The 26,646-nt window shown below is 50.4% G+C and carries 23 protein-coding genes; 12 read left to right on the top strand and 11 right to left on the bottom strand.

Annotated features, from left to right (window positions below; translation table 11 throughout):
* Window positions 1-83: 83 nt before the first annotated feature.
* Window positions 84-833, bottom strand: a complete 750-nt coding sequence (locus HJG54_RS05980) for an aspartate/glutamate racemase family protein (protein ID WP_316433906.1) — start codon at window positions 831-833, stop codon at window positions 84-86.
* Between the two features lie 1,180 nt (window positions 834-2,013).
* Here HJG54_RS05980 and HJG54_RS05975 point away from each other — a divergent pair.
* Window positions 2,014-4,047, top strand: a complete 2,034-nt coding sequence (locus HJG54_RS05975) for a CRTAC1 family protein (protein WP_316433905.1) — start codon at window positions 2,014-2,016, stop codon at window positions 4,045-4,047.
* A 45-nt stretch (window positions 4,048-4,092) separates the two neighbouring features.
* On the opposite strand, the gene HJG54_RS05970 is transcribed toward HJG54_RS05975, so the two are convergent.
* The 4 genes from HJG54_RS05970 to HJG54_RS05955 all read right to left on the bottom strand — a co-directional run bounded on the left by HJG54_RS05970 (window position 4,093) and on the right by HJG54_RS05955 (window position 7,323).
* Complete coding sequence (locus tag HJG54_RS05970; protein ID WP_316433904.1) at window positions 4,093-4,332, bottom strand: ketohydroxyglutarate aldolase; 240 nt, start codon at window positions 4,330-4,332, stop codon at window positions 4,093-4,095.
* Between the two features lie 183 nt (window positions 4,333-4,515).
* Window positions 4,516-5,781, bottom strand: coding sequence for a S8 family peptidase (locus tag HJG54_RS05965; RefSeq protein ID WP_316433902.1), 1,266 nt, complete (start codon window positions 5,779-5,781; stop codon window positions 4,516-4,518).
* A 445-nt stretch (window positions 5,782-6,226) separates the two neighbouring features.
* Window positions 6,227-6,541, bottom strand: coding sequence for an AzlD domain-containing protein (locus HJG54_RS05960; RefSeq protein ID WP_316433901.1), 315 nt, complete (start codon window positions 6,539-6,541; stop codon window positions 6,227-6,229).
* Window positions 6,542-6,600: 59 nt separating this feature from the next.
* Window positions 6,601-7,323, bottom strand: a complete 723-nt coding sequence (locus tag HJG54_RS05955) for an AzlC family ABC transporter permease (RefSeq protein ID WP_316433899.1) — start codon at window positions 7,321-7,323, stop codon at window positions 6,601-6,603.
* A gap of 287 nt (window positions 7,324-7,610) precedes the next feature.
* Here HJG54_RS05955 and psb27 point away from each other — a divergent pair, with 287 nt between their 5' ends.
* Window positions 7,611-8,009: a photosystem II protein Psb27 gene (gene psb27, locus HJG54_RS05950; protein ID WP_036002767.1), complete on the top strand. Its 399-nt coding sequence runs from the start codon at window positions 7,611-7,613 to the stop codon at window positions 8,007-8,009.
* 225 nt (window positions 8,010-8,234) lie between these two features.
* On the opposite strand, the gene menD is transcribed toward psb27, so the two are convergent.
* The 3 genes from menD to sbcD form a co-directional block, all read right to left on the bottom strand.
* A complete protein-coding gene (menD, locus tag HJG54_RS05945) occupies window positions 8,235-10,004 on the bottom strand; it encodes a 2-succinyl-5-enolpyruvyl-6-hydroxy-3-cyclohexene-1-carboxylic-acid synthase (RefSeq protein WP_316433897.1) in 1,770 nt (589 codons plus the stop codon).
* Between the two features lie 229 nt (window positions 10,005-10,233).
* The gene (locus HJG54_RS05940) at window positions 10,234-11,589 is read right to left on the bottom strand and encodes a septal ring lytic transglycosylase RlpA family protein (RefSeq protein ID WP_316433896.1); all 1,356 of its coding nucleotides are present in this window, start codon (window positions 11,587-11,589) and stop codon (window positions 10,234-10,236) included.
* Window positions 11,590-12,393: 804 nt separating this feature from the next.
* Entirely contained in the window at window positions 12,394-13,719 is a 1,326-nt protein-coding gene (gene sbcD, locus HJG54_RS05935) for an exonuclease subunit SbcD (protein WP_316433895.1), read from the bottom strand.
* A gap of 590 nt (window positions 13,720-14,309) precedes the next feature.
* On the opposite strand from sbcD, the gene rseP reads away from it, so the two are divergent.
* From rseP to HJG54_RS05885, 10 genes are all read left to right on the top strand, one after another.
* Window positions 14,310-15,413: an RIP metalloprotease RseP gene (rseP, locus tag HJG54_RS05930; RefSeq protein WP_316433894.1), complete on the top strand. Its 1,104-nt coding sequence runs from the start codon at window positions 14,310-14,312 to the stop codon at window positions 15,411-15,413.
* Window positions 15,414-15,592: 179 nt separating this feature from the next.
* Window positions 15,593-16,330, top strand: coding sequence for an endonuclease III (gene nth, locus HJG54_RS05925; RefSeq protein WP_316433893.1), 738 nt, complete (start codon window positions 15,593-15,595; stop codon window positions 16,328-16,330).
* Window positions 16,331-16,353: 23 nt separating this feature from the next.
* On the top strand, window positions 16,354-17,781 hold the full coding sequence (locus HJG54_RS05920) for a hybrid sensor histidine kinase/response regulator (protein ID WP_316433892.1): 1,428 nt from the start codon (window positions 16,354-16,356) through the stop codon (window positions 17,779-17,781).
* 239 nt (window positions 17,782-18,020) lie between these two features.
* Window positions 18,021-19,487 (top strand): sensor histidine kinase, encoded by a 1,467-nt coding sequence (locus HJG54_RS05915; protein WP_316433891.1) that lies wholly within the window; start codon window positions 18,021-18,023, stop codon window positions 19,485-19,487.
* 83 nt (window positions 19,488-19,570) lie between these two features.
* Window positions 19,571-19,873, top strand: a complete 303-nt coding sequence (gene rpsN / locus HJG54_RS05910) for a 30S ribosomal protein S14 (RefSeq protein WP_036002746.1) — start codon at window positions 19,571-19,573, stop codon at window positions 19,871-19,873.
* Window positions 19,874-20,116: 243 nt separating this feature from the next.
* Entirely contained in the window at window positions 20,117-20,500 is a 384-nt protein-coding gene (locus HJG54_RS05905) for a hypothetical protein (protein ID WP_316433888.1), read from the top strand.
* A gap of 44 nt (window positions 20,501-20,544) precedes the next feature.
* The gene (locus HJG54_RS05900) at window positions 20,545-21,120 is read left to right on the top strand and encodes a protein-L-isoaspartate O-methyltransferase family protein (protein ID WP_316433887.1); all 576 of its coding nucleotides are present in this window, start codon (window positions 20,545-20,547) and stop codon (window positions 21,118-21,120) included.
* 144 nt (window positions 21,121-21,264) lie between these two features.
* Window positions 21,265-21,768, top strand: coding sequence for a GyrI-like domain-containing protein (locus HJG54_RS05895; protein ID WP_316433886.1), 504 nt, complete (start codon window positions 21,265-21,267; stop codon window positions 21,766-21,768).
* Window positions 21,769-21,872: 104 nt separating this feature from the next.
* Window positions 21,873-22,082 carry a hypothetical protein gene (locus HJG54_RS05890; protein WP_316433885.1) on the top strand — a complete coding sequence of 70 codons (210 nt, stop codon included), beginning with the start codon at window positions 21,873-21,875 and terminating at the stop codon, window positions 22,080-22,082.
* Window positions 22,083-22,107: 25 nt separating this feature from the next.
* Entirely contained in the window at window positions 22,108-23,310 is a 1,203-nt protein-coding gene (locus HJG54_RS05885; protein WP_316433884.1) for a homocysteine biosynthesis protein, read from the top strand.
* Window positions 23,311-23,316: 6 nt separating this feature from the next.
* On the opposite strand, the gene HJG54_RS05880 is transcribed toward HJG54_RS05885, so the two are convergent.
* From HJG54_RS05880 to nei, 3 genes are read right to left on the bottom strand one after another with little or no spacing between them, the layout of a single operon-like run.
* On the bottom strand, window positions 23,317-24,711 hold the full coding sequence (locus HJG54_RS05880; protein WP_316433883.1) for an aminopeptidase P family protein: 1,395 nt from the start codon (window positions 24,709-24,711) through the stop codon (window positions 23,317-23,319).
* A gap of 32 nt (window positions 24,712-24,743) precedes the next feature.
* Window positions 24,744-25,523 (bottom strand): Uma2 family endonuclease, encoded by a 780-nt coding sequence (locus HJG54_RS05875; protein WP_316433882.1) that lies wholly within the window; start codon window positions 25,521-25,523, stop codon window positions 24,744-24,746.
* Window positions 25,524-25,582: 59 nt separating this feature from the next.
* Window positions 25,583-26,401: an endonuclease VIII gene (gene nei, locus HJG54_RS05870; protein ID WP_316433881.1), complete on the bottom strand. Its 819-nt coding sequence runs from the start codon at window positions 26,399-26,401 to the stop codon at window positions 25,583-25,585.
* Window positions 26,402-26,646 lie beyond the last annotated feature (245 nt).

Here is a 26,646-nt window from a genome sequence, read left to right as displayed (position 1 = left end):
GCTCATGCTCTAGACATTGCTGTCAGCAAAGCAAGGATCGCACCAACAGAAAGCAGGAATCTATCAAAACTATGCAGCGCTGCTTAGCAAAACGGCGGTTGCATATGCTCAGGAAAACCCTTGATCGGTTTGATCCCCGGAAATTGATAGGTCAGCGCTTTACTCGTTTGCTTCTTCAGCCCAACCAAGGCTTCTGCCAGCTTCACCGCCGCTGCTACTGCATCAATCACCGGAACTTCCAAACGCTGTTCCAATTCCACATCTAATCGACTCATCCCTGCACAGCCTAGACAGAGGGCTTCCGCCTTATCTTCAGTGATTGCCAGTCGTCCAACCTGCTCTAGCGCGTCAATCGTTGCTTGGCGGGCCGTCTCTGTTTCGATGACTGCCAATCCAGTTGTGCGGATCGAAACACAGCGATGGGCAAAGCCAGCCTTATAAATCGTCTTCTCAATAATATCCAGCGTGCGATGCTGCGTCGTTACTACCCCCCAGCGGGCCGCCAGCATATTCGCTACATACATACTGGCTTCCGCAATCCCAATCACTGGCTTGGTCGTGATTTCGCGAGCCGCTTCCAGCCCTGGATCTCCCCAGCAGGCAATCACAAAGGCATCAAAATCACGGTTAGCCAGGATAATTTGTTCCAGAATGCCCGGAATTGCTAAATACTCATCGTAATAGCATTCCAACGATTGAGGACCAGCCTTGGGCTGCGTCGTCACCACCTCAGTCCCAGGAAAACAAGCCGCCTGCGCAGATTCATCAATCCCCTGGGTCATTGGCTCAAACGTGTTGCCGTTAATTACATTAATTCGAATGGGGCGCTGCATAAGATACCAAAATCAGTTGGTGGGTGCTATTGATTATCAGCCACTATTTATCAGCCACTATATAGCAGTCTTCAATGAATTGTGAATATCTGCTGGGTAGGAGTCAGAGATAGGGGTCACGAATCGCTGAATCAGTCGCTTAGAACCTGCTCAGAACAGATGACTAGCCTGTCTCGAGTCTACGTTTGAATTTTGTCGCCATACTGAGGCCGCTGATTTGACAAATTAAATTACCCACATAACTGTGTTCACGAAACATTCACAATTTATTTGTCTAATATTTACAATATAGTTCCGGATAAGCAATTTTATCCGCATCCTCTGGTGTATTACTTCGGCAGAGTTAGAGAATGCCGGCAGGAGCATGCCGGCAGGGATGTCCAAGCCTTCGCTGCCCCCAAACCCCCAATGCTGCCCACTTTGAAGAGTTACGAGCGGGTTCCCCATTTTTTGTACTTCATTAGCCTGGAAAAGGCTGTAGTTGACTATATTCTGACAATTTAATAATTCTGTTCTGACTTTATGATGACTGCGATCTGACTCCTAATTGACTAAAACGAGGCTAGATTGATTTTAACCACCTGCATGAAAGCGCTTCGCATTTCAAATCAGGTGCATCAAGAATCAATGCATCAAGAATTAATCCATCAAGAATCAATGCATCAAGCTGCTTGCAAAAACAGTACTCCCAAGCAAGAGCCAGTGATCAGGAGTCAGCATTTCCCTAGTATTTACTTAGCAATTTACTAAGCGATTAGCAATTTAGTTTTTCTGTCGTTCTAAATGTATAGCCGTCGCCATGACAGTTAGGACAGAGATATGGTTGTGGACGTGCTTTGCGCCTACAACAATGTCCTATCTCTTCTGGCAAACACTATATCTCTACGGTAGAACCAATTGCATCTAGAGTTTGATTACAGTTCAAGTTCTGGAATCTATCTGTAGGGAGTTTGGAGCCGGCTTGTTCTGCTGATTCTGCCTGGCTAATTTTACTAACCCATTCAAGTCAGAAAACTACTCTACTGCCTGCCTCTGATCTGGAACGGCACGCAACTTTCTCATGCACTCAAACTTAACAAATATGCTAAGCCACCTACAATCTGGACAGGCTAATAATTGGCCTGCGCATCAACAAACTAATCGGTACTTCAATCTAGGCTCTAAAAATCCTAAGCAATTGTTGGAAACAACCCTGCCACAACATTTTGCTCGAAACCGTGCCGAAAATAGAAACATCTCAGGTAGACCAGCGTCTATCTCTAGTAAAACGTCTCTGAATTTATCAAAACTAGGTTCTGGCAGACCTCAAAGGCAACGCATTAATACTCGTAAACAGACAGGTCAACGCATCTACGGATGCTGCGGCTGTCAATCTTGCTTAAGCCAAGGCGACCTCTCCCCTAACTTAGATAGAGCAATCAGTAACACAACTGGATTTGAGGCGTCTCCATTTCCCCTCAAACAGGGCTGGTTATACGATCTAGGGGTCGTAGATGCTAATAACGACAATATTTTTGATGTTTTTACCACCAATCACAACGCAACTGAAAATTTGCTGCTAGGCAGCCCATTCGGCAGTTTTACCGATGTCCTATCCCAGTGGAATCTCGACCAAGACCGGCAGTTTCCCGGCTTGGGAGATTTCAATTACACGCCACCTGCCCATCTTAAAGGTCTCCATATTTATCGGAGTATGGACAATCAATTACATCTTCGGCAGCAAGGTGGTCGATTGATTCAGGGTGAAATTGTCCTCCCGTCTCCTAGAAGCCGCAAATCTAACGTGGAAATCTTGAACCGCCACCAAGCCAGTGCCCAGATCAGGCATTCTGCATGGCAACAGGGGCTTCAAACTCGAATTCGGTTCAAAATTCGTCCAAATGGGCATTTAATATTAAACACGAGATTCTCTGAAATAAGTTATGCTTTCAAATTGAATAAACCATTGCCCTTACAGCAAGTATATGTCGGTGGGCAGCAAATTCATCCCAAGAGCCATACCTTTAAATTACAACTACGCGATCGCCACAGCATGGCCTGGGCCGACTATCAGGGTGACAATCGCATGGATGTATTCATGGCTAGGGGAGGACTACGGGGTCAAATTCTCAAATTCCCCAGCACTAGCCAACCCAAAGACGAATTCTTCACGAACCTGGGTAATGGTCGATTCAGAAACCGAGCTGCTCAGCTTGGATTCGAGAAACAGGGGTGCCGTGCTCGTAAAGTTGCCTGGGTAGATTTTAATCAGGACAATCGGCTCGACTTATACATTGCGGGTTTAAAGAGCCCCAATCAACTGTTTCAGCAGCAACCTAATGGCCGGTTTACCAACGTCGCGGCTCAGCAAAACCTCAACTTTCGTGATTCCAGCCAGTTCGAGTGGTTAGATGCGGATAATGATGGCGACCAGGAGTTGCTGATTGCCCGCAACGGCAAACTGGAACTTTACAATAAACAAGCCAAACAGTTTCGCCGGAGACAAAGTATTTCTGCTGCTGGAATTGAAATCGGAAAACTAGCCCTTGCCGATTATGATCGAGATGGTGATATTGATGTCTATGCAGCATCACCCCAGTCCAGTTTGTTGTTAATCAACACAGGTGGACGCTACACCGTCATTAGTCCCGCAGCTGCTGGCTTACCCCCAAACGCCCTTACCGCTAACTGGGTCGATTACGACAATGATGGCCTCCAAGACCTCCATGTTGCTCCCAGTGGCCTCTATCGTCAGTTAGCCAACCAGCAATTTGAGGCGGCTCAGTTGCTGAGTGCAGCCCCATCCCTTTTAGCTGATGCGCTTACCAGCCCTTCAACCAACCTTGCCTGGTGCACCTGGGCTGATCTCGACAATAACGGTACGCGAGACGGGTTGTTTCAACTCGCTCAAAATGGTTATGGACAAGCAACCCTTTACCGTAACCAGTTAACAGACAATCACTGGCTTCAGCTCAAGCTCGTAGGGCCAAAAGGCAATCGTCAAGCCATTGGTGCCAAGGTTACAGTAATCACGGCTAACCACAAACAGCTTCAGGCTGTAGGGCAAGCTGAGGGTTCGCATTACTCGCAGGGCCATTACCGCCTGTATTTTGGTTTAGGACAACAGCCAGCCGCTGAAGCCATTCAAATCACCTGGCCCGACGGCAAGCGCCAAGAAATCCAATCTCCGGCAGTAGGTCAGCTTTTGACAGTCCATTATGCACCTAATCGATAGGTTGATTTAGTCACCTGTTTAGTCATGGTTTCAACCGCCGTTGATCTACTGCACCTCAGAATCCGGTGGTTCAAGTTGATACGATTGGGATGGTTCCACGGCTGCCACCCCTTCAATCTGACAAAGACGATCCATTTGTGTAGACTCAATAGTTCCCGCGACCACACCAATTTGCTGCATACACTGTGCCACTCTCATTCCTGCTGCTTGCAGTGCCTCAACTACTTCTGAGATTTGACCCCGATGCTGGTCATCCACTAAAACCGTTACTTCTAGATCAGACATAGTATTCACCAGCCTACTTACATATTGTATTTTGCCTTCTAAACACAGCAGATCCCATACCCAAAAGTATGAGATCTAAGCTGTTATTTATTTAATGTTCAACTGAATTGAAATCACGTAATCGGTAGCCGCAACAAACTATCGACTTCAGATTCTATAAGTCATCTACAGAATCTACAGAATCTATGGAGCTTGAACCAAGCCAACTCCCACATCTTCTGAAGCTAGCGGTAGCCGACGGGCCGTTTTCATCAGCAGATTCCATAAATCTTGACCTCGCAAGCCAGACCGTTCAGCATGAAGAGCTGCAATTCCAGCCACATGGGGTGTTGCCATACTTGTACCGCTGATGGTGCGATACTGAGTTGGCATCGGCCAGCTTGAATAAACCGCTACCCCAGGACCAGCAATATCCACCTGCCCTCCGTCAGGATTAAGACCCCGATTCGAGAAGCGAGCCATTTGCAAATCTGAATCCAAAGCGCCCACAGCCAGAATTGAGGGACTGTTGGCCGGACGCGCCACTGGATTGAAAATCCCCAAATCTCGACGGCTTTCATTGCCTGCTGCGGCTATGATCAACGTTCCACGCTGGAGCGCTCGTTGCGCCACTGCCTCGTAGATGGGTGAATAGCGCGTGCCAATTTGAGTGGGTGCCCCCAACGACATAGAAATAATCTCACAGCCGTTAGAAATTGCCCATTCAATGCCTTCCAAAATGCCGCTGTCGGTTCCACTGCCCCGATCGCTCAGGACTTTTCCAGCATAAATTTCTGCCTCATAGGCGGCCCCATAGCGGGGTAAGCGACCGGGTGCACGCGAGCCACAGGCTGTACCGATACAGTGAGTTCCATGACCATTGCCATCCTGCACGGCCTCACCCGGAATAAACGACTTGCTAACCACGACCCGACCTACAAAGTCAGGATGATTTAAGTCAAAGCCCGTATCGAGAACTGCTACTTTAATTCCCATGCCGCTAGAACAGGAGTTTACAACTCTCGTGGCTTGCAGCCCCCAGGTTGATTCTGATTCATCTACAGCCTGCGTCAACTGGCTCTGCTCAGCCGGGAGCAAACTGCCAATCAGGTGATTCACTGCATCCCGATAACCTCTGAGGTAATCCACCGCAATATCCAGGTTTTGACCCGATTGCGTTAGCTTGGGTGGCATAAAGTCTGGTTCTTCTAGAGCATAGACCACCTGTTCGGGTTCAATCGCCAAAATGGCGCTGTCGGCCTCTGCCGAAGCCCGCACCGACTGGAGTTGCTCAGGTGCAACATCCACCACAGCCACTCCCAGCGTACTCAACACAATCGGGGGATTTGCCGCCTCGTCGCTAGCCATCCCAAGACCAGTCGCTTCAGTCAGCGTTTGCATGCCTTCATTCACTGCACCTTCGCGAAATAAAACCAGGTAGCGCCCTGTCATTTCAGGCTGAGCTGTCATAGAATTCAGATTATTCACCATTGCTTACCAATTGCCTCTTGATTTAATAGCAGTTGAAAATCAAGCGATAGGATTGCTGATATTGAAGTTGATACCGCGTTGAACCAATCAAGTGACCGACCTAGTGACCAACCCAGTGACAAGAGATTCAGGTTGATTAAATGAATTGATTTGAATTAACTTGAACTAATTTGAATTGAGCGCAACGAAACTCCACACCAGCAATCCTGCCCAAAACTGTACGCCATACCTCAGGGTTGACCCCTCAGTATCAGCATACCGTCTGTTCAGTTGCCCTACTCGATAGTTGCCGAATCGTTACTGAAAGCAGTCTCAGCGCCAGTCGAGCAGTGCTACCTCACAAACCCATTTAGGCACTTGCTTGAAAAGATGCCCAGTACCCACGAGGGTGATATTGGCAGGTGCGGAAAATGGAGATAGTGGATCAAAGCAACCATTGCCAGATGAAAAACACCAGCATGCCAACCACGATGGTCAGCAGCAAATTCTTGCGCCACACTCCAATTCCCACAGCCGCTATGGCTCCGATCAAGCGAGCGTTCGTGAAATCAAGCCACAGCTGATCGTTTGGCATCAAGACAGCAGGAACTACAATGGCCGTTAGAACTGTGGGTGGCACAAAGCGCAAAAGCTGCAAAAACCAAGGTGCTAGCTGAAGCCGTCCGCTCATGGCCAAAACCGGATAGCGAATCAAAAAGGTGACAATGACCATGCCGGTGATTAGGAGAAATTCATTCATAGAGGTGAGGGGAATGGGGAATGAGGGAGAGGAGAAAAGATGAGAAAGATGGAGAACAATCAAGCTTTTTTGATTTGCTCGACTAGCGCGCCAGTAGCAATTCCGGCAATGGCGGCGACTATGAGGCCAAGCTGGTGTGGCAATCCATGAGCTAAAAGGGAAACGAGTCCAGCTACTAGAACGGCGGCAAACATTGAATGATTGATCAAATAGGGGATGATCATACCGATGAACGTAACAGACATAGCAAAATCTAAACCCCAGGCAGCTGCATTGGGAATCCATTGACCAACTGTTAGCCCTACCCAGGTACAAAGTTGCCAGTTCGCATACATGAAAAAAGCCGCTCCCAGATAAAACCAGTGTTTATAGGGAGACGGATCTGGTTGATGATAACGAGCAATGGCCACTGCAAACGCTTCGTCAGTCAGCCAGAAGCCGATCGGTAGTTTCCAAACTTGAGGTAAATCGCGCACATAGGGCACTAGGCTGACGGCATAGAGCAAATGACGTAAATTCACGACAAACGTAGTCAAAATAATCAGCGGAAGGGCGGTACCGGCACTCAACAGCCCTAAGGCAATAAATTGGGAGGAGCCAGCAAATACAAAAGCAGACATCGCCATTGCTCCAGCATGGGAGAGGCCGCTGCTGGCCGCTAACGTGCCGAAAATAATTCCGAAGGGAATCGCTCCCACGACCAGCGGGATAATTGCCCGACACCCTGCCCAAAACTCTGACTGGGCTGTTCTCCTGGAAAACTGACGCTGACTAAGTTCCATTACTCTCTGCACAACGTGAAACTATGTCAGCTTAGACCAACCACCGTTGGCTCGTCTTGGATATTTTTTCAGCCATGTTTTTTCAGGGTTTTCTCAGATGGGGATGCCTCACTCCAGGGCAATCCGGCTAATCAAACTAATTTTCTGTTCCGTTGTCTGCCCAGGTAGGTATTAATCGGGATCAAGATCAGGATAAGATTGGCTATGGGCAGTTTATCCTTAGGGTCAATTTACTCTGGATAACTGTAAATTTAAAATTTGGTTGCGCTCTGTGACACTGAGGTTTTATGAGAAGATTGTTATCGGGTTTAATCGCCTTGGCACTTGTGATTGTCGTTGGTCTGACCGGCTGTTCCAGTGCTCCCGGTGGCTTGAGCGGCAACTACCGTCAGGATACATTGGCAGTAATTGAAAGCCTCAGAGCTGCACTCGATCTACCTGATGACTCGCCAGACAAAGTCGCTGCCCAGGCAGAGGCCCGTGAAAAAATCAATCAGTTTTCGGCCACCTATCGCCGCGATGGCTCCTTGCTGAAGCTAAGTTCGTTTACTACCATGCGCACAGCTTTGAACTCGCTGGCAGGCCACTACAGCTCCTATCCCAATCGTCCGGTACCAGAGAAGTTGAAGAACCGGCTGGAGCTAGAGTTCAAACAGGTCGAAGCTGCCTTGAAGCGCGAAGCTTAGGCTTAAATTTTGACAAGATTTCTCCGCTAGATCTATAGGGGGCGTCCGCTTGCTGGTACGCCCTTCTTTTTTTAGATGAAGGCTAAACGTTGATTGACTTGATCCATTGTTGACTGATGACAGCAGAACCACGAAGCGGAACGTGAGCATCTTGCCCACCGCCAGCGAAATGCTTGCCCTACCCATCGTTCAGATGATTAGATTGACTTACGTATAAGGTAGCCTTTAGCCCCAGTGTGCTGACTGTTTCAAGCGCTCAAACAGCTCTCGCCGCATTTGGGCATCGGCTTTGCGACTACACGGCACTTCTAGCAGGCGGATGCCTTCAGTCGGCAGTGGGTTGAGGCAATGAATCAACTGTTGCCACGATTCGATGCGTTCATACTCTACACCGTGGGCCAGACAAAGCGGCCCAAAGTCAATTACCTGCGGTGTGGCGAAAAACTGCTCAAACGGGGGGTCAAAGCCCGAAATCGGTAACGATTCAAAAATGCCGCCGCCTTCATTATTGATCAAAACAATCGTCAGATGGCCAACTAACTGATGGCTGACCAAAAACCCGTTGCTATCGTGCAGCAGTGCCAAATCGCCAGTCAACAAAACGCTGCTCTGATTGCGGTGGGCGATGCCAAGTGCAGTTGATAGAGTTCCATCAATACCGTTGGCCCCCCGATTGAAATAGGGCCGAATCGCTCGGTTTCCCGGTTGCCAAAAAAATTCGACATCCCGCACCGGCGTGCTGCTAGCAATAAACAAAGGTGTTGCTTCCGGCAAGTACTGAGACAACAGCCACGCCACCTTGCCCTCAAACAAGACTTCTGTGGCAGCCATCTCCCGATCCAGCGCCTGTCGCATCTGAGTTTCACAATGCTGCCACAGAGATAAATAGGTCATGGACTCGCCAAGAAATTCACTGGGAGTTCCCAAGTGGGACGCTACCTGCTCAATCGAGCTGCGTAGATGCACCGTTTTGCCATGCAGAGGGTCGAGGTTGCGGTCACTTGCATCGATGATCCACTGCTGCGGTTGGGTTTGCGCCAGCCACTGCCGCAGGGTTTTGCTGGTGGGCATTTCTCCCACTCGAATCACCCAGTCCGGCGCTAGCTTCTCAGCCAGTTCTGGATTGCGCAGGATGAGATCATAAGTGGAAATTAAATTAGGATTTAGCTTCGCATAGTTGCGCAGCGGCGACAATCCTTCTGCTAGAACAGGAACCTGGAGGGCTTGAGAGAGCTGCGCTACCAGTTGGCAATAGGTTTGAGGACACTGTGGCTGGGCCAGTCCGGCGATCATTAGACCACGTTCGCAGGCAGGGAAGGGAGTGGGGAAGATGCGGCTCGTGAGCGTCGCCGAATGAGGGACGGTGGGGGAAGAGGTGTTGGGCTGGACGGTGCTGAAAAAGTCGGGTGGAAATTGGTCGGCGAAGGCTTGGGCGTCTGGTTGTGGGATGGGGGCTAGCGGATCGCGGTATGGAATGTTGAGGTGGACGACTCCCGCTACTGGATGGAGCGTGCGCTCCCAGGCATAAATTAGGGTTTGCCGTAGGTAGGTCAGTAGATTGAGGTCAAGGGTGGGTACTGCAAGTTCGCTATACCAGTTGGGAAACGTCCCGTAAAGTTTTTGCTGATCAACAGTCTGTCCAGCGTTGCAGTCTCGCAATTCGGGGGGGCGGTCTGCAGTCAGCACCAGCAGCGGCATCCGGCTTTCTCGCGCTTCGATCACGGCTCCATAAAAATTGGCTCCAGCCGTGCCAGAGGTACAAACCAAAGCCACCGGAATTCCAGTGTGGCGAGCCAAACCAATCGCAAAAAAAGCTGCCGATCGCTCATCCAGAATTGGAATTGCCTCAATCGCCGGGTGCTGAGCAAATGCCACCGCTAACGGAGCTGAACGCGAGCCAGGACAAATAATGGCTGTTGTTAATCCTAGCCGATGCAGAGTTTCAACTAGGACAGAAGCCCAGATTGTATTGACGTTGTGAAAGTGAACTGGCATGAAGCAGGCGCATAGAGCTGGCACAATCTTCTATTGTCGCTTACGAGGCTAGCAATCTGGGGTGATTCCCAAGGCGCGTAGTTGGAGCTGCCAGTTGTTCGGCCCGCTGGGTTGAACTGCTTCAAACAGCAAAAAGAGCGCTATTGCTGCGCCCTCATTTGAATCGTTGGATTCATTGATTCTTAATCTGTTCGTCTTTAGCCCTAAGAGTTCGATCAGAGTAAGCCGATTAATTTGACGCTGTACCAGCTACGCCCAAAACTTCTAGGCTAACCGGAGCTACACCAGAGTGAATTAATCCAATAATCCGAGCGGCCCCTGCCGACAAATCGATCACTCGGTCATGAGCAAAGGGACCGCGGTCATTGATCCGCACCACAACCGACTGGCCGTTATCCATATTGGTCACCCGCACATTGGTGCCAAACGGCAAAGACGGATGGGCCGCCGTTAGCGCGTTTTGATTAAATACTTCGCCACTGGCGCTGTAATTGCCATCAAATCCAGGCCCATACCAGGAAGCATAACCGGAGAAACGCAGATTCAAATTACCCAAACTTACTTGGCGGATGCCGTTCGGGTCGCCTTCGATGCCGGCCAATGGGGATGCACCGCCCATCTGCCGCCGAATCCGGTTCGTGGCCTGCAACAGATCACCCGATGAATTAGCAACTGTGTCCGGTAGAACTGTGCTTTCATCGACCGTCACAATTTCCGTATCCTTCGCCTTGATCACATACTGCTGACGAGCTGCATCCCAAGAGATTTTAATCTCATCAGCGCTGACATTGTCTCGGTAGAGCTGGTTTAAGCGAGCTGCCGTCGCGGTTGCCCGCCACACCGGATCCTGAGAATCAGTGGAATCGGTGCTGACATTACTAGGAATGGTATCGGGGATGGGTGAGGTCGATTCGGTAAGTGGCTCAGCCGAATTGGCCTGAATCGCAGCAGCTGTACCAGAGGTGGCCTGAGTGCTAGCGACCTTAACCTCTGCTCCACTAGAGGAGCTTGCTGCTTGATTAGCCTGTGCACCAGAGGCAGATTCGCCCACAGCTTCGCCCAAAAACGTTAAAACAGGGATATTGCGGACATAAAGCGTGGCAGCATTGCGGCCTTGTAACGGATGGGGTTGGATGGTGGCAACCGTAGCATTAGCTCGTGATGCGTCCTGGGACTGATATTCCCCAACCTTGACAACCTCTACAGGTTGACTACCGCTAGATTCAGCCGCAGTTGAGTTCGAGGTAGAGGGGGCAGCGGCTGGAGCAACTGCCGGAGTAGAAACTTTTTCACCAACCTTCTCGTCAGAAGGGGAAGGAATTGCAGTTGTTGAACTGATTCCGTTAGACGCTTGGCCAGGAGGTTGAACGGCTTGCTCCTGACTTTGCGCATTCTCAGGATTCTCCAAGCTGGAATCCCGAAGAGCCGAAGCGGAAGCGACCTGAGCAGCAGACCCTGATTCAGAAACGCTTACTCCCGATTGTTCGTCTGTTGATTGCTGCTGGTCAGCATATCCCGAAGGTGCTAATCCCAGCGTGGAAACCAACAAAGCTGCGGTAAAACCGCTTAAGAGTTTTTGATTCATACATCCATCGTGAATAGTACCTGAAGATAGGCTTTCGCCGGGATCGGGCAGCAACGCTACCCAACCTCACAAGCCAAACTTGGCAGCGGACTAAAACCTATGGAGTCTCGGCAGTGCGGGGAGTTGTATCAAGCCCACTGATTAGCGGGATCAACAAAACTCCTACAAAATGCTTAACTCGTACTCGTTACGTGTTCACTCCGGGCTAAGGAACTGCAACAGCGTAGCATGAAGTTTTTGTAGATTGGATCCGGGATCACGGATAAACGACGTAACTTTACATAATCTTCATATTGAAATTTGGGGTCGAAAGTTCTGTCAGGTGAGGCTTCTAGGCAATATTTACAAAAAGCAACTTTATGAAAACTTTATAATAATTTCACCCCATATTTAGATGCGGCTCGTTAGCCTGGAGAGTAAGCCTAAATTAGAGAGTAATTGCGGCCCTTCAGCACCCATTCGGGCGTAGGCGAAATTAATTCCGCAGCCCAAGGCGCTTGATTGGATTGCGTTCGTCGAGCCTTTGCGAGGCCCAGGTCAGCGAGTTGGACCTGAGGTAGGCTAAGCGAATCAGCCCAGCCAAATAAAGCAAGCTAAACAAAGCAGAAATTGCTCTAGTCGCCAATTGCTCTAGTTGCCATCAGTAGCTCCGTGCCAGCCTTGACCTGATGGACTTTGCGTAGAAGCCGCAACACCAAGTCAAAGTATTTAAGTACGTATTCAATTACTCGAAGAACTGCAAACTCAGTATCACAACAGAATTTAAGTACGTATTCAATTACTCGAAGAACTGCAAACTCAGTATCACAACAGACGCAGTTGAGCTGCCTCATCCGTACTCGTCTCAAGACCAGTAGCCGCATTCAGTGGTGCTAGTTGGGGAGTGATTGCCAAGTCTGAGCTGGTCCACTCCGCAGGCTCACCTGTCAAAAGCGCCGCAGCCGTATCCAGCATTTCAGCTGCAATATCGGCTAAATGAGGTTGGTTATCGAGATAGGCTTTCAATGCATCTACCGGATCAATTGCATGGCCGGTTCCTAGTTCTGGTAGCCGAGGCCGAGCCAGTTGGCTGACTAAATCGGCCTGAATCGTATAGGTATGGGCAGCACTGAGATACTGGTGTAAACAATGACTCTCAATCTGGTCGAGCTGGTCTGGTCGTACCTGGTAAATTAATCGCACCACCGCATCCGTAAACTCTTCGGCCTCGATGGCTGCGATCAGGGCTGCCTGAGGATCTTTTACATCCGATACATTGACCCGAATTGTTCGGAATGGACGCACCGGCAGAGGACAAAACTCTAGCGTGGCCTGACCCGGTTCTACCTCAACCAGGACAAAGCCTTTTTCTTCCTGCTCTTCGCTAAAATCCACCCGTTCGATACTGCCCGGATAAACTACCAGCGGCTGTTCTGCCAAAATTTGATGGCGATGCACATGCCCCAACGCTACGTAATCGAAACACGGGCGAGCTAATAACGACATGGGAACCGTAAACCCCTTCCCAACGGCTAAAAACCGCTCTGCCCCAAACTGAGCTGTATCCGTCATGAGATGGCCGAGCAGCACCGTCGGCAGGTTGGGATCCAAGCGGCGAATCTCTCCTTCTAGCGCCACGCGCAGGCGATCGATTAGCAATTGATTTACTTCAGCGAGCGATAGCCCGTCGGCATCGGGCCGGGTTAATAGAGCAGAGCGCGTCAGCCACGGCAGCGTAATCACCTGAATTCTGCCATGACGAGTTTGAATCTGGTGCGTTTCTAGCCGATCGCCCACCACAAACCCAGGCACTCCCAAGGTGCGATAGATGCACAAACTCGCTCCACCCGCACCCTGTGAATGCTGATCGTGATTCCCTACCAAAAGCACGGTCGGAATCTGAGCATCCACTAAGCGGCGAAACTGAGCGGCAAAAGCTTCTTGCACGATTGGCAGCGGCGTGGCATCCGGAAACGCATCTCCACCAAACAAAACGAGATCCACCGGCTCAGCAATTGCCCGGTCAATACAGCGCCCCAGAGTAGCCACGAAATCCTCCAGACGAGTATTCAGTCCCGTTTCTGGATTGATTCGCCCATGAGAAAATCCGCTACCCAGATGAATATCAGAAAGATGGAGAATCTTGATCATGATAAAGCCCTTTGACGAAGGCGTTCAGCGCCAGCTCGCAAAGGCCAGCACCTGCCCCAACCTTAGCATCATTGAGGGAGTCAGAAGTCAGGCGTCAGGCGTGGAGGTGGGGCAGGTTTGTCGAAGGAGTCGAAAGAGGACGGTGAACGAAGTAGAAATCCTGGTTCTATCTTTTGACATAACAAAACTACTTGTATAGGATGACTTCTGACTTCTGGCTCCTAAGAGAGTGTTTGAAAAGTATCAGAAGTACTGCATCGCCCCCTAAATCCCCCACTAGTGGGGGACTTCCGATCCCGTATCTCTGGTTCAAAGTCCCCCATTGATGGGGGATTTAGGGGGCGGTTCGGGTTGCAATAGCGACTTTTAAAACATCCTCTAAGTAGGTAGGCTAAATTAATCTTCGCTCCACAATGCCGGGTCTCGACTCCGCTCAACCCTCTGCTTCCCGAAACGTTGCGCATTGAGCGGAGTCGAAATGCGTCTTCTCAATCATTGCGCCCACCTACTTATCTATATTTATATATAAAGTCGGATTTGCAACCGCAATCTAGAATAGACGAAGGCACTTAGAAACGTTTTTGGGGGTAATGTCATTGTTTTGGACTCTGGCAACGATCGCAGTTTTGGCGCTGCTCATTGTGGTTCACGAACTAGGGCACTTTCTGGCGGCGCGGCTCCAAGGTATTCATGTGAATCGCTTCTCGATTGGCTTCGGCCCAATTTTATGGAAATATCAGGGACCGGAAACCGAATATGCGATTCGCGCCTTTCCGCTAGGTGGCTTTGTTGGCTTTCCCGATGATGATCCGGACAGCGAGATCCCGCCCAACGATCCCAACCTGTTGCGGAATCGGCCTGTTTTGGACCGGGCAATTGTGATCAGCGCTGGGGTGATTGCCAACCTAATTTTTGCCTACTTTGTGTTTGTAGCCCAATATAGTGTGATTGGTGTACCCGAAAAGTTTGATTTTCAGCCCGGTGTGATTGTGCCGGAAGTGACGTCTCAGGAATCACCGGCGGCATTGGCTGGCATCAAGTCGGGTGACATTATTCTCGCGGCAGATGGTCAAGAGCTGGGGGCATCCGAGCAGGCAATTCGCACTCTGATGGATGTGATTCGTGATAACCCGAATGATCCAGTCGATTTGAAGGTGCAGCGGGGCGAACGTCAGCTTCAGGTGAGCGTCACACCCAAAGTTGGAGATGATGGCGTGGCTCGGATTGGCGTACAGTTGGCTCCCAATGGCAGCATTACCGCCTACCGTCGTCCCAATGGATTTTTTGAAGTGCTGGGTTTGGCTGCCGAGCAGTTTCAGAGCATGTTTGTTACCACTGTGAATGGCTTCTGGTCGCTATTTACTGATTTTCCTTCGGTTGCTAGTAAGGTGGCAGGTCCGGTCAAAATTGTTGAGCAGGGTGCAGGGTTAGCCTCTTCTAATGCCAATACCTTATTTCCCTTCACGGCTATCATCAGCATCAACTTGGCCATCATCAACATCCTGCCGCTACCTGCTCTCGATGGGGGGCAACTCGCTTTTCTACTGGTAGAAGGCTTACGCGGTAAACCCATTCCTACCCGCATTCAAGAAAATGTCATGCAAACAGGGTTAGTGCTCCTACTCGGTCTGGGCATTTTTCTGATTGTGCGCGACACGGCTCAGCTTGAAGTATTCCAACGCCTGTTCCAATGAGTCGTTTTAGTAAATCTTGAGAATGGTTACTAGCTCTCTGAGGTCTAGCCATTTAAGTTTGGAAAATTGAATAAACTCAACAACGTGTGAGCGGGATCACTGCCTAACAGACTGCTCGGCTTCACACTGGGCAAAGCATTGCTGTCTCTCCATCTTCTACACTCCCACCCTGTTCGATAGTGGTTACTACACGCAAATTAGGAGCGAAAAACCCAGGAACCAAAAAGCTGGGAACCAAAAAGCTGGGAACCAAAAAGCAAAGGGCGTCGGAAATCTTAACTCGGTTGAAGCGCCTCTATCCAGAAGCTCCCTGTACGCTCAACTATGAAACGCCAGTTCAGCTCTTGGTGGCAACAATCCTTTCGGCCCAGTGCACTGACGAACGGGTCAATCTAGTCACGCCAGAATTGTTTCGCCGCTTTCCCGATGCGCCCGCGATGGCCAGTGCTGACCTGAGTGAGATCGAACAATTGGTGCGCTCTACCGGCTTCTACCGCAACAAAGCTAAAAATATTCAGGCCGCTTGCCGCATGATTGTCAGCGAATTTGGTGGAGAGGTGCCCCAATCAATGGATGAGCTGCTGAAGCTGCCTGGAGTGGCTCGCAAGACCGCGAATGTGGTTTTGGCCCATGCTTATGGCATTCACGCAGGCGTCACTGTGGATACTCACGTCAAACGGCTAAGCCAACGGTTGGGCCTCACCAAAGAAGCTGATCCGATTCGGATTGAGCGCGATTTGATCAAACTGCTGCCCCAACCCGACTGGGAAAATTGGTCAATCCGACTAATTTACCACGGGCGGGCTGTGTGCAATGCTCGTAACCCTGCCTGTGGCAGTTGCGTTTTAGCTGATTTATGTCCTGCTGCGGATTTAACCAAAGCCTTGCCGGTTCTTCCCCAAGCCATATCGCCCTGAATTGAACTCAGGACTGCCTGTCTATGAGCAAGTCTGCCATTATTTGCGTTGATGACGAACCCACCGTTCTCGAGAGCCTTAAGATCGAGTTGAAACAGGTGTTGGGTGACACTTGCTTAATTGAGACGGCAGAAAGTGGCGAAGAAGCATTAGAGCTGTTTGGAGAACTGCAAGTCGATCAATACGAAATCGCGCTCGTATTTGCCGACCAGATTATGCCTGGAATGCGGGGCGATGAACTGCTGCAGCAAATCCATACTCGCTCGCCCCAAACCCTCAACATCATGATCACGGGGCATGCCGACTTAGAGACTCTGGGTACGGCGATTCGTTCTGCCAGCCTCTATCGCTACATTGCCAAACCCTGGCAGTCCAACGATCTGCGTTCAACCGTGTTGGAAGCGATTCAAAACTACCATCGCACTCGCGAACTGGAGTTACAAAACAGCCAGCTACAGGCCACCGTCCAGCAACTAGAGCAATCCCTTGCCGCACTTCAGCAGTCGAAAGAGCAGCTCTGGCAGCAAACTCAAACGCAAGAAGCACTCAGTCAAACCTATTTAGCCCTTGCTATGCAGCAGGTGCAGCTCTATCAAGCCTTGCAGTCCCAGATTGAGGATTTGGAGTACCAAAACCAGCTCAAAGACAATTTTCTGGACTCGATTTCCCATGAGTTGCGCTCTCCAATCTCTAATATCCGCATGGCAACTCAGATGTTAGAAGTGCGCTTACAGCAGTTGGGCGTTCCCGACACCGTGCTGCAGTGCGATCGTTACTTGCAGATTCTACGGACTGAATGCCAGAAAGAAGCCGACCTGCTCAATGATTTGCTGGCCCTGATGCGGCTAGATAGCGGCAGTGAATCGTTAAACTTGTCTACCGTCAGCCTCAATCTCTGGATTCCCCATATTGCCGAACCGTTCATCGAACGCATGCAGGAGCGCCAACAACACTTGCAGATTGAGGTGCCTCCTGCGCTTCCCAACCTTACGACTGACCTATTCCACCTGGAACGAACCCTGACCGAGCTGCTGACCAACGCCTGGAAGTACACCCCTGCCGGAGAAACCATCACGGTCACGGTTCAAGTCCTATCTACTCCACCCGATGCCGGTCCTTCTGGGACTGATGCCTCCGAGTTAGAAGCTTTTGATCGTTTAGGCGGAGCAGTAGCCCTACCCTCGATCGCAACCTCCCTGGCCCACTCCGAACTGTGGATCAGCATCAGTAATTCAGGTGTGGAAATTCCTCCAGAGCAACAAGCGCTCATTTTCCAGCAGTTCTACCGCATTCCCAATCACAACGTTTGGCATCAGGGCAGTACGGGTTTGGGACTGACTATCGCCAAGAAGCGAGTTGAAAAACTGCGGGGAAGCATCGCTGTCAGTAGCGAAAACGGCCAAACAACCTTTACAGTTAAGCTGCCCTTGAACATACCAATCGGCAGCTAAAGTAATCCTACCAGTCGATTTGGGCAAACTGAAGCCTGGGCAAACTGAAGTCTAGGCGAACTCCATAGCTACCTGCCATAGCTACCTGACAATAGAGCCTATATCAGCAAGCAGCAATTGGGTGCAAAACAGTCGGATCGGGAACAATTGGTACCTGGCAGTTCAGCCGCTTATTGCTACCAAGATCTAAAATCTAGAATCCAGACCTCAGAATGGCATGAGCTGAAACAGTGTTCCCTATGGACCAGCAGACCCAGACCCAGATGAATATCCTGGTCGTTGACGATACGCCAGATAGCCTCCGGCTGCTAGTTGGTATTTTAAGCGAACAAGGCTACAAGGTCCGAGCTGCTCCCAATGGTCGCTTAGCCCTATCTGCGGCCCAAAAGCTGCCGCCTGATTTGATCTTGCTGGACATCAACATGCCCGAAATGGATGGTTATGAAGTTTGCCGCCGCTTCAAAGCTGACGAGCGTACCAGCCATATTCCGGTAATTTTTCTCAGCGCCTGGAGCGATGTATTCGATAAAGTTAAAGCCTTTGCTGTGGGTGGAGTGGATTACATCACCAAGCCATTCCAAATCGAAGAAGCCATTGCCCGGATCAAAACCCATCTCACCATCTGCTCGCTGCAAACCAAACTCCAGCAAAAAAACGAAGACTTGATCCGGACGCTAAACCAACTCAAAACCACCCAGAGCCAATTGATTCAGGCTGAAAAAATGGCTGCTTTAGGGCAGCTGGTTGCTAACGTTGCTCATGAAATCAACACTCCGCTAGGCGCGATTCGCTCTTCGGCAGAGATTGTCAATCATGTCTTGACCCAAAATTTAGAGCAATTCACCCGGGTTTTGCAAGCCATCGATCCAGACCATTGGCAGCTCTTTTTCGCCCTGCTGCATCAATCGCTAGAATCTATGCCGCTGCTGACCGGCCTATCCAGTCGCGAAAAACGTCAGTTCAAGCGCCTGCTGATGCAGAAACTCGAAGCCTGCGCCATCGCCGATGCCGATGTGGTGGCGGACACGTTAGTCGATATCGGGATTTACGAGAATATCGATCCCTTTCTAGCGCTGCTTCGCCATCCCCATAGCCGTCAAATCCTCGATACGGTGTATCAGCTTGCCAGCCTGCAAAAAAGCACCCGCACCATTTTGACTGCCACCGACCGAGCTGCCAGAACCGTATTGGCCTTGAAGCGCTATGTTCACCAGGATGCCAGCGGCAGAAAAACCGAAACCGATGTCGTGGAAGGCATCGAAACGGCGCTTACCCTGCACCTGAATCAGATCAAGCGCGGTGTCGAAGTAGTGAAAAACTACGGCGACTTTCCGACAATTTTGGCTTTTCCAGACGAACTGAACCAGGTTTGGACAAATCTGCTCAGCAATGCCCTCTATGGTATGGACTACCGTGGCATTCTAACCATCACCGTTACTCGGACCGAGGACGATATTCGGGTAGATATTACCGATACCGGCAAAGGGATTCCACCCGAACTACAGGCTAGAATCTTTGATCCGTTTTTCACCACCAAGCCCAAAGGCGAAGGTAGTGGTTTGGGTTTGAGCATCGTGAAAAAAATTGTCGAACGTCATGCTGGACGCATCGAGGTTGAGAGCCAACCGGGACAAACTACCTTCTCGGTCTTTCTGCCGTTGGAATTCTCTGAAGCCGTAGCAGAAAGTCCTCAAACTGTTTTCTAAGCATTCTTGAGTATCACCTGGGCAATCAGCCCAGAAGTTCGATACAATTAGAAATGCTGTATTAAATAGGCTAAAACTCTTTCATGGCAAAGAAAAGCATGGTTGAGCGGGAGAAAAGGCGCCAAAAGCTGGTGGCCAAGTACGCTCAGAAGCGGGAAATGCTGCTGGAGCAGTTTGCCAGCGCTGAGACCCAACAGGAAAGACTAGAGATCCACCGTCAAATTCAACAATTGCCGCGCAATAGCGCTCCGACCCGAGTTCGCAACCGCTGCTGGATGACTGGGCGTCCCAGAGGCTACTACCGCGATTTTGGTGTATCTCGCCATGTGCTGCGGGAAATGGCCCACCAAGGTTTGCTGCCCGGCGTGGTGAAATCGAGCTGGTGAGTCAGTCCAGCTAGCTAGCACAGCTATATACCAGCCCTAGTCAGGCATTACCGCAATCTGGCTGAGGTTGCTGTAAGCTATCCAAAAGTATTAGTAATGAATGTTTTAGGACAGAGCGATCGGACTCAAGATGGAGTTGCGGTCGCTCTCTTGTTTGTTGCTCTTGTTTGTTAGGGTAGATTGCTCTCTCGGCAAGCAGTGCTATCCTGGAATGCAATTCTTTACTCTGAAGGCTTTTGAGTGATGCAGCATCCGCTCCAACACGGACAAACCTTTTATAGCCCCGGTTGTCACTTCACCTACCGGGTAATTGGTCCCTGCTGCCGATTATTCGACCGAGAAGAGTTGCCCTGGCCCTGCTGTCGCCTGCAATGGCGAGGCAAAGAACCAAGCTGGCGCAGAATTGGTAAACGGTTCGTGCCCGATCTGGCCACGAAAAACAGCCCTTCTTACTGTGTCGAAGTCGTTGGGCAGGAATACGCTGGCCATAGTTTTGTTGTCACTCTCTACGCCGTCAAGCTACCGCCAACGCTGCGAGCATGGTGGTATAGTAGAAGACCATCAACAACTACTGTTCCAGAGCCGAGCGATGTACCTCAATTAGCAGCGCAGTCATTGTTGGGTTGATTGTCATCTAGAAGCTTCCAGAGGTGCGCCAGCACCATGACTCTATGGTTGATGTAGTTGCCGAGAGTTTTTTCCGTGTCAACATTGATTACTACACCCGCTATGAGGATGGTTCGCAGGTTCACCAGTCATCTGCCCAAAAAATTATTGAGCAGATGCTGCGTATGCTTTGTCCCTGTCCAGGTGATCAGATTCTTGAGATTGGTACTGGGTCTGGCTATAGTACGGCCCTTCTCTCGAATATCGTTGGTGTGAAGGGATCGGTTACGTCCATCGACATTGATACCGCGATGATTGAGCGTGCTAGTCTGCTGCTTCAACAGGACGGTTGCACAAATGTGCGCGTACTGTTAGGTGACGGGAGGTCAGGCCAACCGGACGGTGCTCCCTATACTCGAATTATTGCTTGGGCTTCGGCTGAATATGAAATACCCAGCCCATTAGTAGACCAGCTAATGAACAACGGCGTATTGGTTTGTCCACTCAGAGCACATGCCAGTTCTTGGATTGCTTCCTTTGGAAAAAATGCAGCAGGTGACCTAGAGGAAAATAAACGAATCCCAGGGGGGTTTATCCCAATGACTGACACGCCTTTTTATCCGTGGTGCGCTGAGGGCTAGAGCTGTTTGCATTAAGCCCAACCACCTCAAATAGTTGTGAATTGCTGAAAGATCTTTCGAATAATTGCCTGATCTCCTTGACTATATGGTACTTTTGTACTATGTAAAATTATATCGCTGCAAATTAAACTGTGAGGTCAGGTTATGGAAGGCTGCCATGCGGGGATCAAAATCGTCACGCCACACCTCGTGCAGAGAGATGAACTGCTGGTCATGGGCATGGAGGTGTGCACCAGCCATCGACGCGAAATGAATTCCGCTACGGCAGAAATTCCTCATCTCTGGAATCGTTTTGTCGCCGAGCAACTCTGGCTCGATATTCCTGATTGCGTCAATTCTCAGGTGCTTTATGGTGTTTACACCAACTACAGCAGCGATCGCTTCAGTGAGCATTTGGCCTATTCTCTGATTGTGGCAGTCGAGGTCAGCAGCATCGACAACCCGCTAGAAAACATGGTGGGTATCACCATTCCGGCTGGTTCTTACCTTGTGTTTAGCTGGCTCAATTCACCCGTCACGTCAGTTCTGCACCTGTGGCAGCAAATCTGGCATTACTTTGCCTCTAATTCTTGCTATCAACGGGCCTTCGCCACTGACTTTGAGGTGTATGAACCGGGACAGGTGAGTATTTTTATCGGCGTCAAGTAGCTGATTTTTTGTGATTACACTCCAACTGTCCCCCCAATGCATTAGGCTAAAAACACTCCAACAGCTTGTCCCATCCAGTCGAATTAGAGAGTTTAGAGAGGTTCATGGATAGTCAGTGGCTCTTTGTGATGAAACTGCTGGTTCTTTCAACAATTTTGGCAGTAGCGATCAAATACCTTGTGCCTCTACTCCAGATTCCGGCTACACCAGAAATTGCCTTGGCCTTGGTTCTGTCTCCGACGATTATTTTGGCAGGTATTTTGGCATGGCGGCGCTGGCAGTTTGAAAAGAAGTTTGAAAAAGATAAACTTTGATAGCCTTTGATCGCAACTTCCTTCTATGGCCTCGATTGCAGAAATCAACGATAAGATTCAGCGGCAGCAGGCCGTGGTTTGGACCGTGGAGGAACTGAAAGCCAAGGTTCAGGACATGGGGGTTACCAAAGCTGCAAAAAGCGTGGATGTGATCACGACTGGCACGTTTGAGCCGATGGAGTCGTCTGGGGCCATCCTCAACATTGGGCACACCGACCCGCCAATCAAAATTCGGCAGTGCTGGCTGGATGGCGTTCCGGCCTATTCCGGGTTTGGCGCAGTCGATCTCTACCTAGGCGCAACCCAAGTTGCCGACTATAGCACTCCCCACGGTGAATCTAGCGACGGCGAAGAAGTGCGAGAGCGCGGCGGCGGCCATGTGATTGCTGATTTGATCGCAGGCAAAGCAGTCCATCTGCGGGCACTGGGACAAGTCACCGACTGCTATTCTCGTGCCTCCTTTGAAACGACCATCACCAAAGACAGCATCAACCAGTTTTATCTGTTCAATCCCCGTAACCTGTACCAGAACTTTATCGTTGGCGTCAACGGTGGTGATCGTCCGCTGTATACCTATCTGGGTCCGCTCCAACCCCATTTGGGTAACGCTGTTTATTCCAATCCAGGTGCTATTTCACCCTTAATGAACGATCCGGACTTGCAGTTAATTGGCATCGGGACGCGAATTTTTTTAGGCGGCGGGATTGGCTATGTGGCCTGGGAAGGAACACAGCATTTTCCCCTGCAAAAGCGTTTGCCTAACCGTACCCCCGTAGGACCAGCTGCTACCCTAGCGTTGATCGGAAATGCCAAACAAATGAATCCGCGTTGGGTTCGGGGTTGCTACTTCAAAAGTTACGGACCGGGACTGATGCTGGGTGTAGGAGTACCGCTGCCTGTCTTGAATGAAGAAGTCGTGGCCCACTGTGCCGTTCAAGATCAGGACCTGGTAGCCCCAGTTGTAGACTTTTCAATTCCGCGCCGAGTCCGACCCACGTTTGGTTTGGTGAGCTATGCCCAGCTCAAATCGGGCCGCATTACTATTGATGGTAAAACTGTCCGGACAGCTCCGCTAGCCAGCGTCTATCTGTCGCGTTTAGTAGCGCAGGAGCTAAAGCAGTGGATCGAGGCTGGAACCTTTACCTTGACAGAACCCGTTGCCCACTTGCCGAACGATCGGATGTTTTTGGCGCAGGACCGGCTGGGTAGTCAGATCAGTTTAGATTGAGTGAGGTTAGGTTGAGGCATTCTGGACAAGCTGTTCAATCTTTGTTGCCTCAGTCGGTAGTGCGGCCGTCAGTACTTCACTTCCGACTTCGGTAATTAATACGTCATCTTCGATTCGAATCCCGCGTACATCAGAAAATTGCGCTAACCGTTCCCAATTTACTACGTCTTTATATTCCTCGCGCCGTTCCGAATCATTGAGAATTGCCGGCACTTGATAAAATCCTGGTTCGATGGTCACCGCCATATCTACCTGAAGTGGACGATCTAATCGCAAATAGCCCAACCCAAACCGCTCGCTGCGAGTCCGCCCTGCTGCATAGCCCGCCAGATCACCCAAATCTTCCATGTCATGCACATCCAGCCCCAGCAAATGACCAACCCCGTGGGGAAAAAACAGCGCATGTGCATCCATTTCTACCAACGCTTCAACCGAGCCGCGCAGAATACCCAAATCTACCAGTCCTGCCGCAATGATTGACGCTGCCAGCAAATGCAAATCGCGGTACTCCACCCCCGGACGCGCTGCCTGAATGCATTGATCATGAGCGGCCAACACAACGTCGTAGATGTCGCGTTGCGTCGAAGAAAAGCGTCCTGATACCGGCCAAGTTCGCGTCACGTCGGAAGCCCAGCCTGACGGAGCTTCTGCGCCCAAATCGGCCAACAGCAAATCGCCCACCTGAATCGGATGATGATAGTGCTCGTTGTGCAGCACTTCGCCATGAACTGTGACAATGCTGGTGTAGGCGCAGGTCGTGTTGTGTGCCATGATTACCTGCTCCATTGCCGCCCGCACTTCTGCTTCGGTTTTAGCTGGGAGCGTAGCCGCCATGCCTGCCTCGTGAGCTGCAACTGTAATTGCTGCTGCCCGTCGGATTTCCCGGATCGCCAAATCATCGTGGCTCAGGCGCAGTTGGATAATCGCCTCGGCCAACTCTCGGTCAATGCCTTGCAGCATGGTAGATGGCGTCAACATGCGGTCGAGCAATTGCGATTGTTGGAGCCGAGTGGCTGCATCAATGACTGGAAGCGTGGCGGCCCCTTCTGCGAACGCCTTCAGCCGACTCAACGGATAAGCGGCATCTGCGCCAATCTCAGCCGCAATCTGATCGCGTCGTGGACTGTCACCATGCCAGAGAATATCCGTCGGAGTCGGATCGTCCATAAATAGCTCCAAGCGGCCTGCTTCTAGGCGAATTGCCGCATTCGGCAAGGGTAGGCCGGCAAAGTAGAGGAAATGGCTGCTGGCCCGAAACGGGTAGGTGTTGGCCGCAAAATTACGAGAGCTGCTGCGCCCCGACCAAAGAACCGCAGAACCAGGGAACGCTAGCCGTTGCCGACGTTGACGCAGCGTGTCAGCAAGGGAATCAGAGACGGTAGGGCGATCGCTAAGCTGCATAGTTCAAGTAGATAAAAGTAGAACGAAAATAATTAAATCTGATCAGGATCAATCCCAGCTGCTCGCAATTGGTTTGCTAGGTGCTGTGCCCGCTGCCGCTCTCGTTCGAGCTGTTGACTGGTTTGTTCAAGCTGTTGACTGGTTTGTTCGAGCTGTTGCTGAGCTGCTTCTTCGGGAAGCAAAACCAACTCCTTCTCAGGGGTATAGAAGCGCAGTTTTCCGTCTAGGATGCCGAGATATAGGCCTAACTGTTGACTCCACAACCAGCCTTCGGGGGTAAATTCCAACTCCTGGTACACTCCATCCACCAAATGAAAGCCCTTGAACTCTAGCGTGTCGGGATGGAACCAGAAGTAGTCGGGTGTGCGAAACGTGTTTTGGTAGATTTGTTTTTTGAGTCCTTTATCCACAGCGGCAGTAGAATCCGACAGCAGTTCAATAATCACGTTGGGATACTTGCCATCTTCTTGCCAGACAACCCAACTGCGGCGATCGCGTTTTTCCGCATCCAGCACCACAAAGAAATCAGGACCACGGAAATCCTCAGATTTTTTCTGATTCGGACTGAAATAGATGGTTAAATTTCCTGTCACATAAAAGTTGTTGCGCTCCTGCCACCAAGCTTTTAGCAGGCGGATCAACAGCTCAATTTGATCCCGATGTCGATCGCTTTCCAACGGCGGCTCATCACTCCAGAACTCTCCTTGCGGAAAAATAACATCTTTGGACAGCGCCTGAGAAGCCTCTGGAGAACCGGCCTCTGTAGGGTTCTCGGAAGACACTGAAGAAGTGGCTGAAATCGATTGAGTCATAGCTCAGTAGCATTGTTTGATGTTTCTATCGTACAGGAGCTAGGCGGATTAGGCTTACTCTAAGTTTGACAATTTGGACAATAATAGAGCCTTCGTCCAGCCAAAACTTCTTTCACAATCGGCGTACCGCAGATGTAGCAGGAGCGGTGTTGGCGGCCAAATACGTAATGGCGATATTCGCTGCGCCGTTTGCCTGCCGCCTTCAGGGATTGGGCCAACTGCAAATCGTTCGTAATTCCCTTGCAGCGATAAGACTGATGAGTAACTTGAATTGACGCCTCAGCTAATCTTAGAATTTGTTCTGTGGAACAATCACCTGGACGCAAGAGTGGATGAATTCGAGCTACAAATAATACTTCGCTGCGTAAATAATTGCCTAAACCACAGAGGAACTGTTGATCTAACAGTAATGACGCCAACCGCCGCCGGTAAAAGCGCTTGTCTAGATAACGTTCTGCTACCTGCTCTACCGTAGTCGCTGTATCCAACACGTCCGGCCCCAATTTGCTCAAGAACGGATGGTAGGCTAGCGCAATCTCATCGAGCACTTCAATCTCAGAGGCGCTGTAGAGCAGGGCAGATTTCTTTTCGTTATGAATCGCCAGCCGCAGTTGGCGTGTGGTTTGAGGATAATCATGCACGCGACGAATCATCCATTTACCGTAAAGCTGATTGTGGCTGTAGATCGTGAGCTGATTATCAAACCGGATCAGCATCGCTTTACCTCGACTTTGTACCACGGTGACTTCTCGGCCTTGCAGAATTGCTTCATAGGCTTTGAGATGGGCAAACGCAAAAAAGACGCTGGTGGTAGGACGAGACTGAATCGCTTTGGCGATTTCGTCCGCCGCCCGTTTAATTTCCGGTCCTTCTGGCATGGTTGATCCGCACGCTACAGGTCATGCCTACCAGCCTATCAGTTCAAGTGATCTGTAAACTTGACTCAGTAAATCTAGTTGGCTGACAAATCGTTTGTTTGTAGCGGTTCGAACCGTTGCTACACAGATTAAGTCGGCACTCGGCTGAGCTTTGTCGAATACCCTGCGCCGGTTCTGAGCAGGATAATGAACCCTTGTAGACGGGTTTTGTCTGTGTAGGCGTGGCTTTGAGCCGCCAGCATCCA

The sequence above is a fragment of the Leptolyngbya sp. NK1-12 genome (assembly GCF_032598965.1).
In the GTDB taxonomy this organism is placed as follows: Bacteria; Cyanobacteriota; Cyanobacteriia; order Elainellales; family Elainellaceae; genus Elainella.
The sequence above is the reverse complement of the archived record's forward strand: the minus strand, read 5'-3'. Positions and strand labels throughout refer to the sequence as shown.

What these genes read in the sequence shown, in the direction of transcription:
- HJG54_RS05920 (WP_316433892.1), top strand. Translation starts at nt 16,354, where the DNA reads ATGAGCAAGTCTGCCATTATTTGCGTTGATGACGAACCCACCGTTCTC.
- rseP (WP_316433894.1), top strand. Translation starts at nt 14,310, where the DNA reads ATGTCATTGTTTTGGACTCTGGCAACGATCGCAGTTTTGGCGCTGCTC.
- HJG54_RS05880 (WP_316433883.1), bottom strand. Translation starts at nt 24,711, where the DNA reads ATGCAGCTTAGCGATCGCCCTACCGTCTCTGATTCCCTTGCTGACACG.
- HJG54_RS05875 (WP_316433882.1), bottom strand. Translation starts at nt 25,523, where the DNA reads ATGACTCAATCGATTTCAGCCACTTCTTCAGTGTCTTCCGAGAACCCT.
- HJG54_RS05905 (WP_316433888.1), top strand. Translation starts at nt 20,117, where the DNA reads ATGCAGCATCCGCTCCAACACGGACAAACCTTTTATAGCCCCGGTTGT.
- HJG54_RS05940 (WP_316433896.1), bottom strand. Translation starts at nt 11,589, where the DNA reads ATGAATCAAAAACTCTTAAGCGGTTTTACCGCAGCTTTGTTGGTTTCC.
- nei (WP_316433881.1), bottom strand. Translation starts at nt 26,401, where the DNA reads ATGCCAGAAGGACCGGAAATTAAACGGGCGGCGGACGAAATCGCCAAA.
- HJG54_RS05895 (WP_316433886.1), top strand. Translation starts at nt 21,265, where the DNA reads ATGGAAGGCTGCCATGCGGGGATCAAAATCGTCACGCCACACCTCGTG.
- HJG54_RS05970 (WP_316433904.1), bottom strand. Translation starts at nt 4,332, where the DNA reads ATGTCTGATCTAGAAGTAACGGTTTTAGTGGATGACCAGCATCGGGGT.
- sbcD (WP_316433895.1), bottom strand. Translation starts at nt 13,719, where the DNA reads ATGATCAAGATTCTCCATCTTTCTGATATTCATCTGGGTAGCGGATTT.
- HJG54_RS05900 (WP_316433887.1), top strand. Translation starts at nt 20,545, where the DNA reads ATGGTTGATGTAGTTGCCGAGAGTTTTTTCCGTGTCAACATTGATTAC.
- psb27 (WP_036002767.1), top strand. Translation starts at nt 7,611, where the DNA reads ATGAGAAGATTGTTATCGGGTTTAATCGCCTTGGCACTTGTGATTGTC.
- HJG54_RS05955 (WP_316433899.1), bottom strand. Translation starts at nt 7,323, where the DNA reads ATGGAACTTAGTCAGCGTCAGTTTTCCAGGAGAACAGCCCAGTCAGAG.
- HJG54_RS05960 (WP_316433901.1), bottom strand. Translation starts at nt 6,541, where the DNA reads ATGAATGAATTTCTCCTAATCACCGGCATGGTCATTGTCACCTTTTTG.
- HJG54_RS05890 (WP_316433885.1), top strand. Translation starts at nt 21,873, where the DNA reads ATGGATAGTCAGTGGCTCTTTGTGATGAAACTGCTGGTTCTTTCAACA.
- HJG54_RS05885 (WP_316433884.1), top strand. Translation starts at nt 22,108, where the DNA reads ATGGCCTCGATTGCAGAAATCAACGATAAGATTCAGCGGCAGCAGGCC.
- HJG54_RS05915 (WP_316433891.1), top strand. Translation starts at nt 18,021, where the DNA reads ATGGACCAGCAGACCCAGACCCAGATGAATATCCTGGTCGTTGACGAT.
- HJG54_RS05965 (WP_316433902.1), bottom strand. Translation starts at nt 5,781, where the DNA reads ATGACAGCTCAGCCTGAAATGACAGGGCGCTACCTGGTTTTATTTCGC.
- menD (WP_316433897.1), bottom strand. Translation starts at nt 10,004, where the DNA reads ATGCCAGTTCACTTTCACAACGTCAATACAATCTGGGCTTCTGTCCTA.
- HJG54_RS05980 (WP_316433906.1), bottom strand. Translation starts at nt 833, where the DNA reads ATGCAGCGCCCCATTCGAATTAATGTAATTAACGGCAACACGTTTGAG.
- rpsN (WP_036002746.1), top strand. Translation starts at nt 19,571, where the DNA reads ATGGCAAAGAAAAGCATGGTTGAGCGGGAGAAAAGGCGCCAAAAGCTG.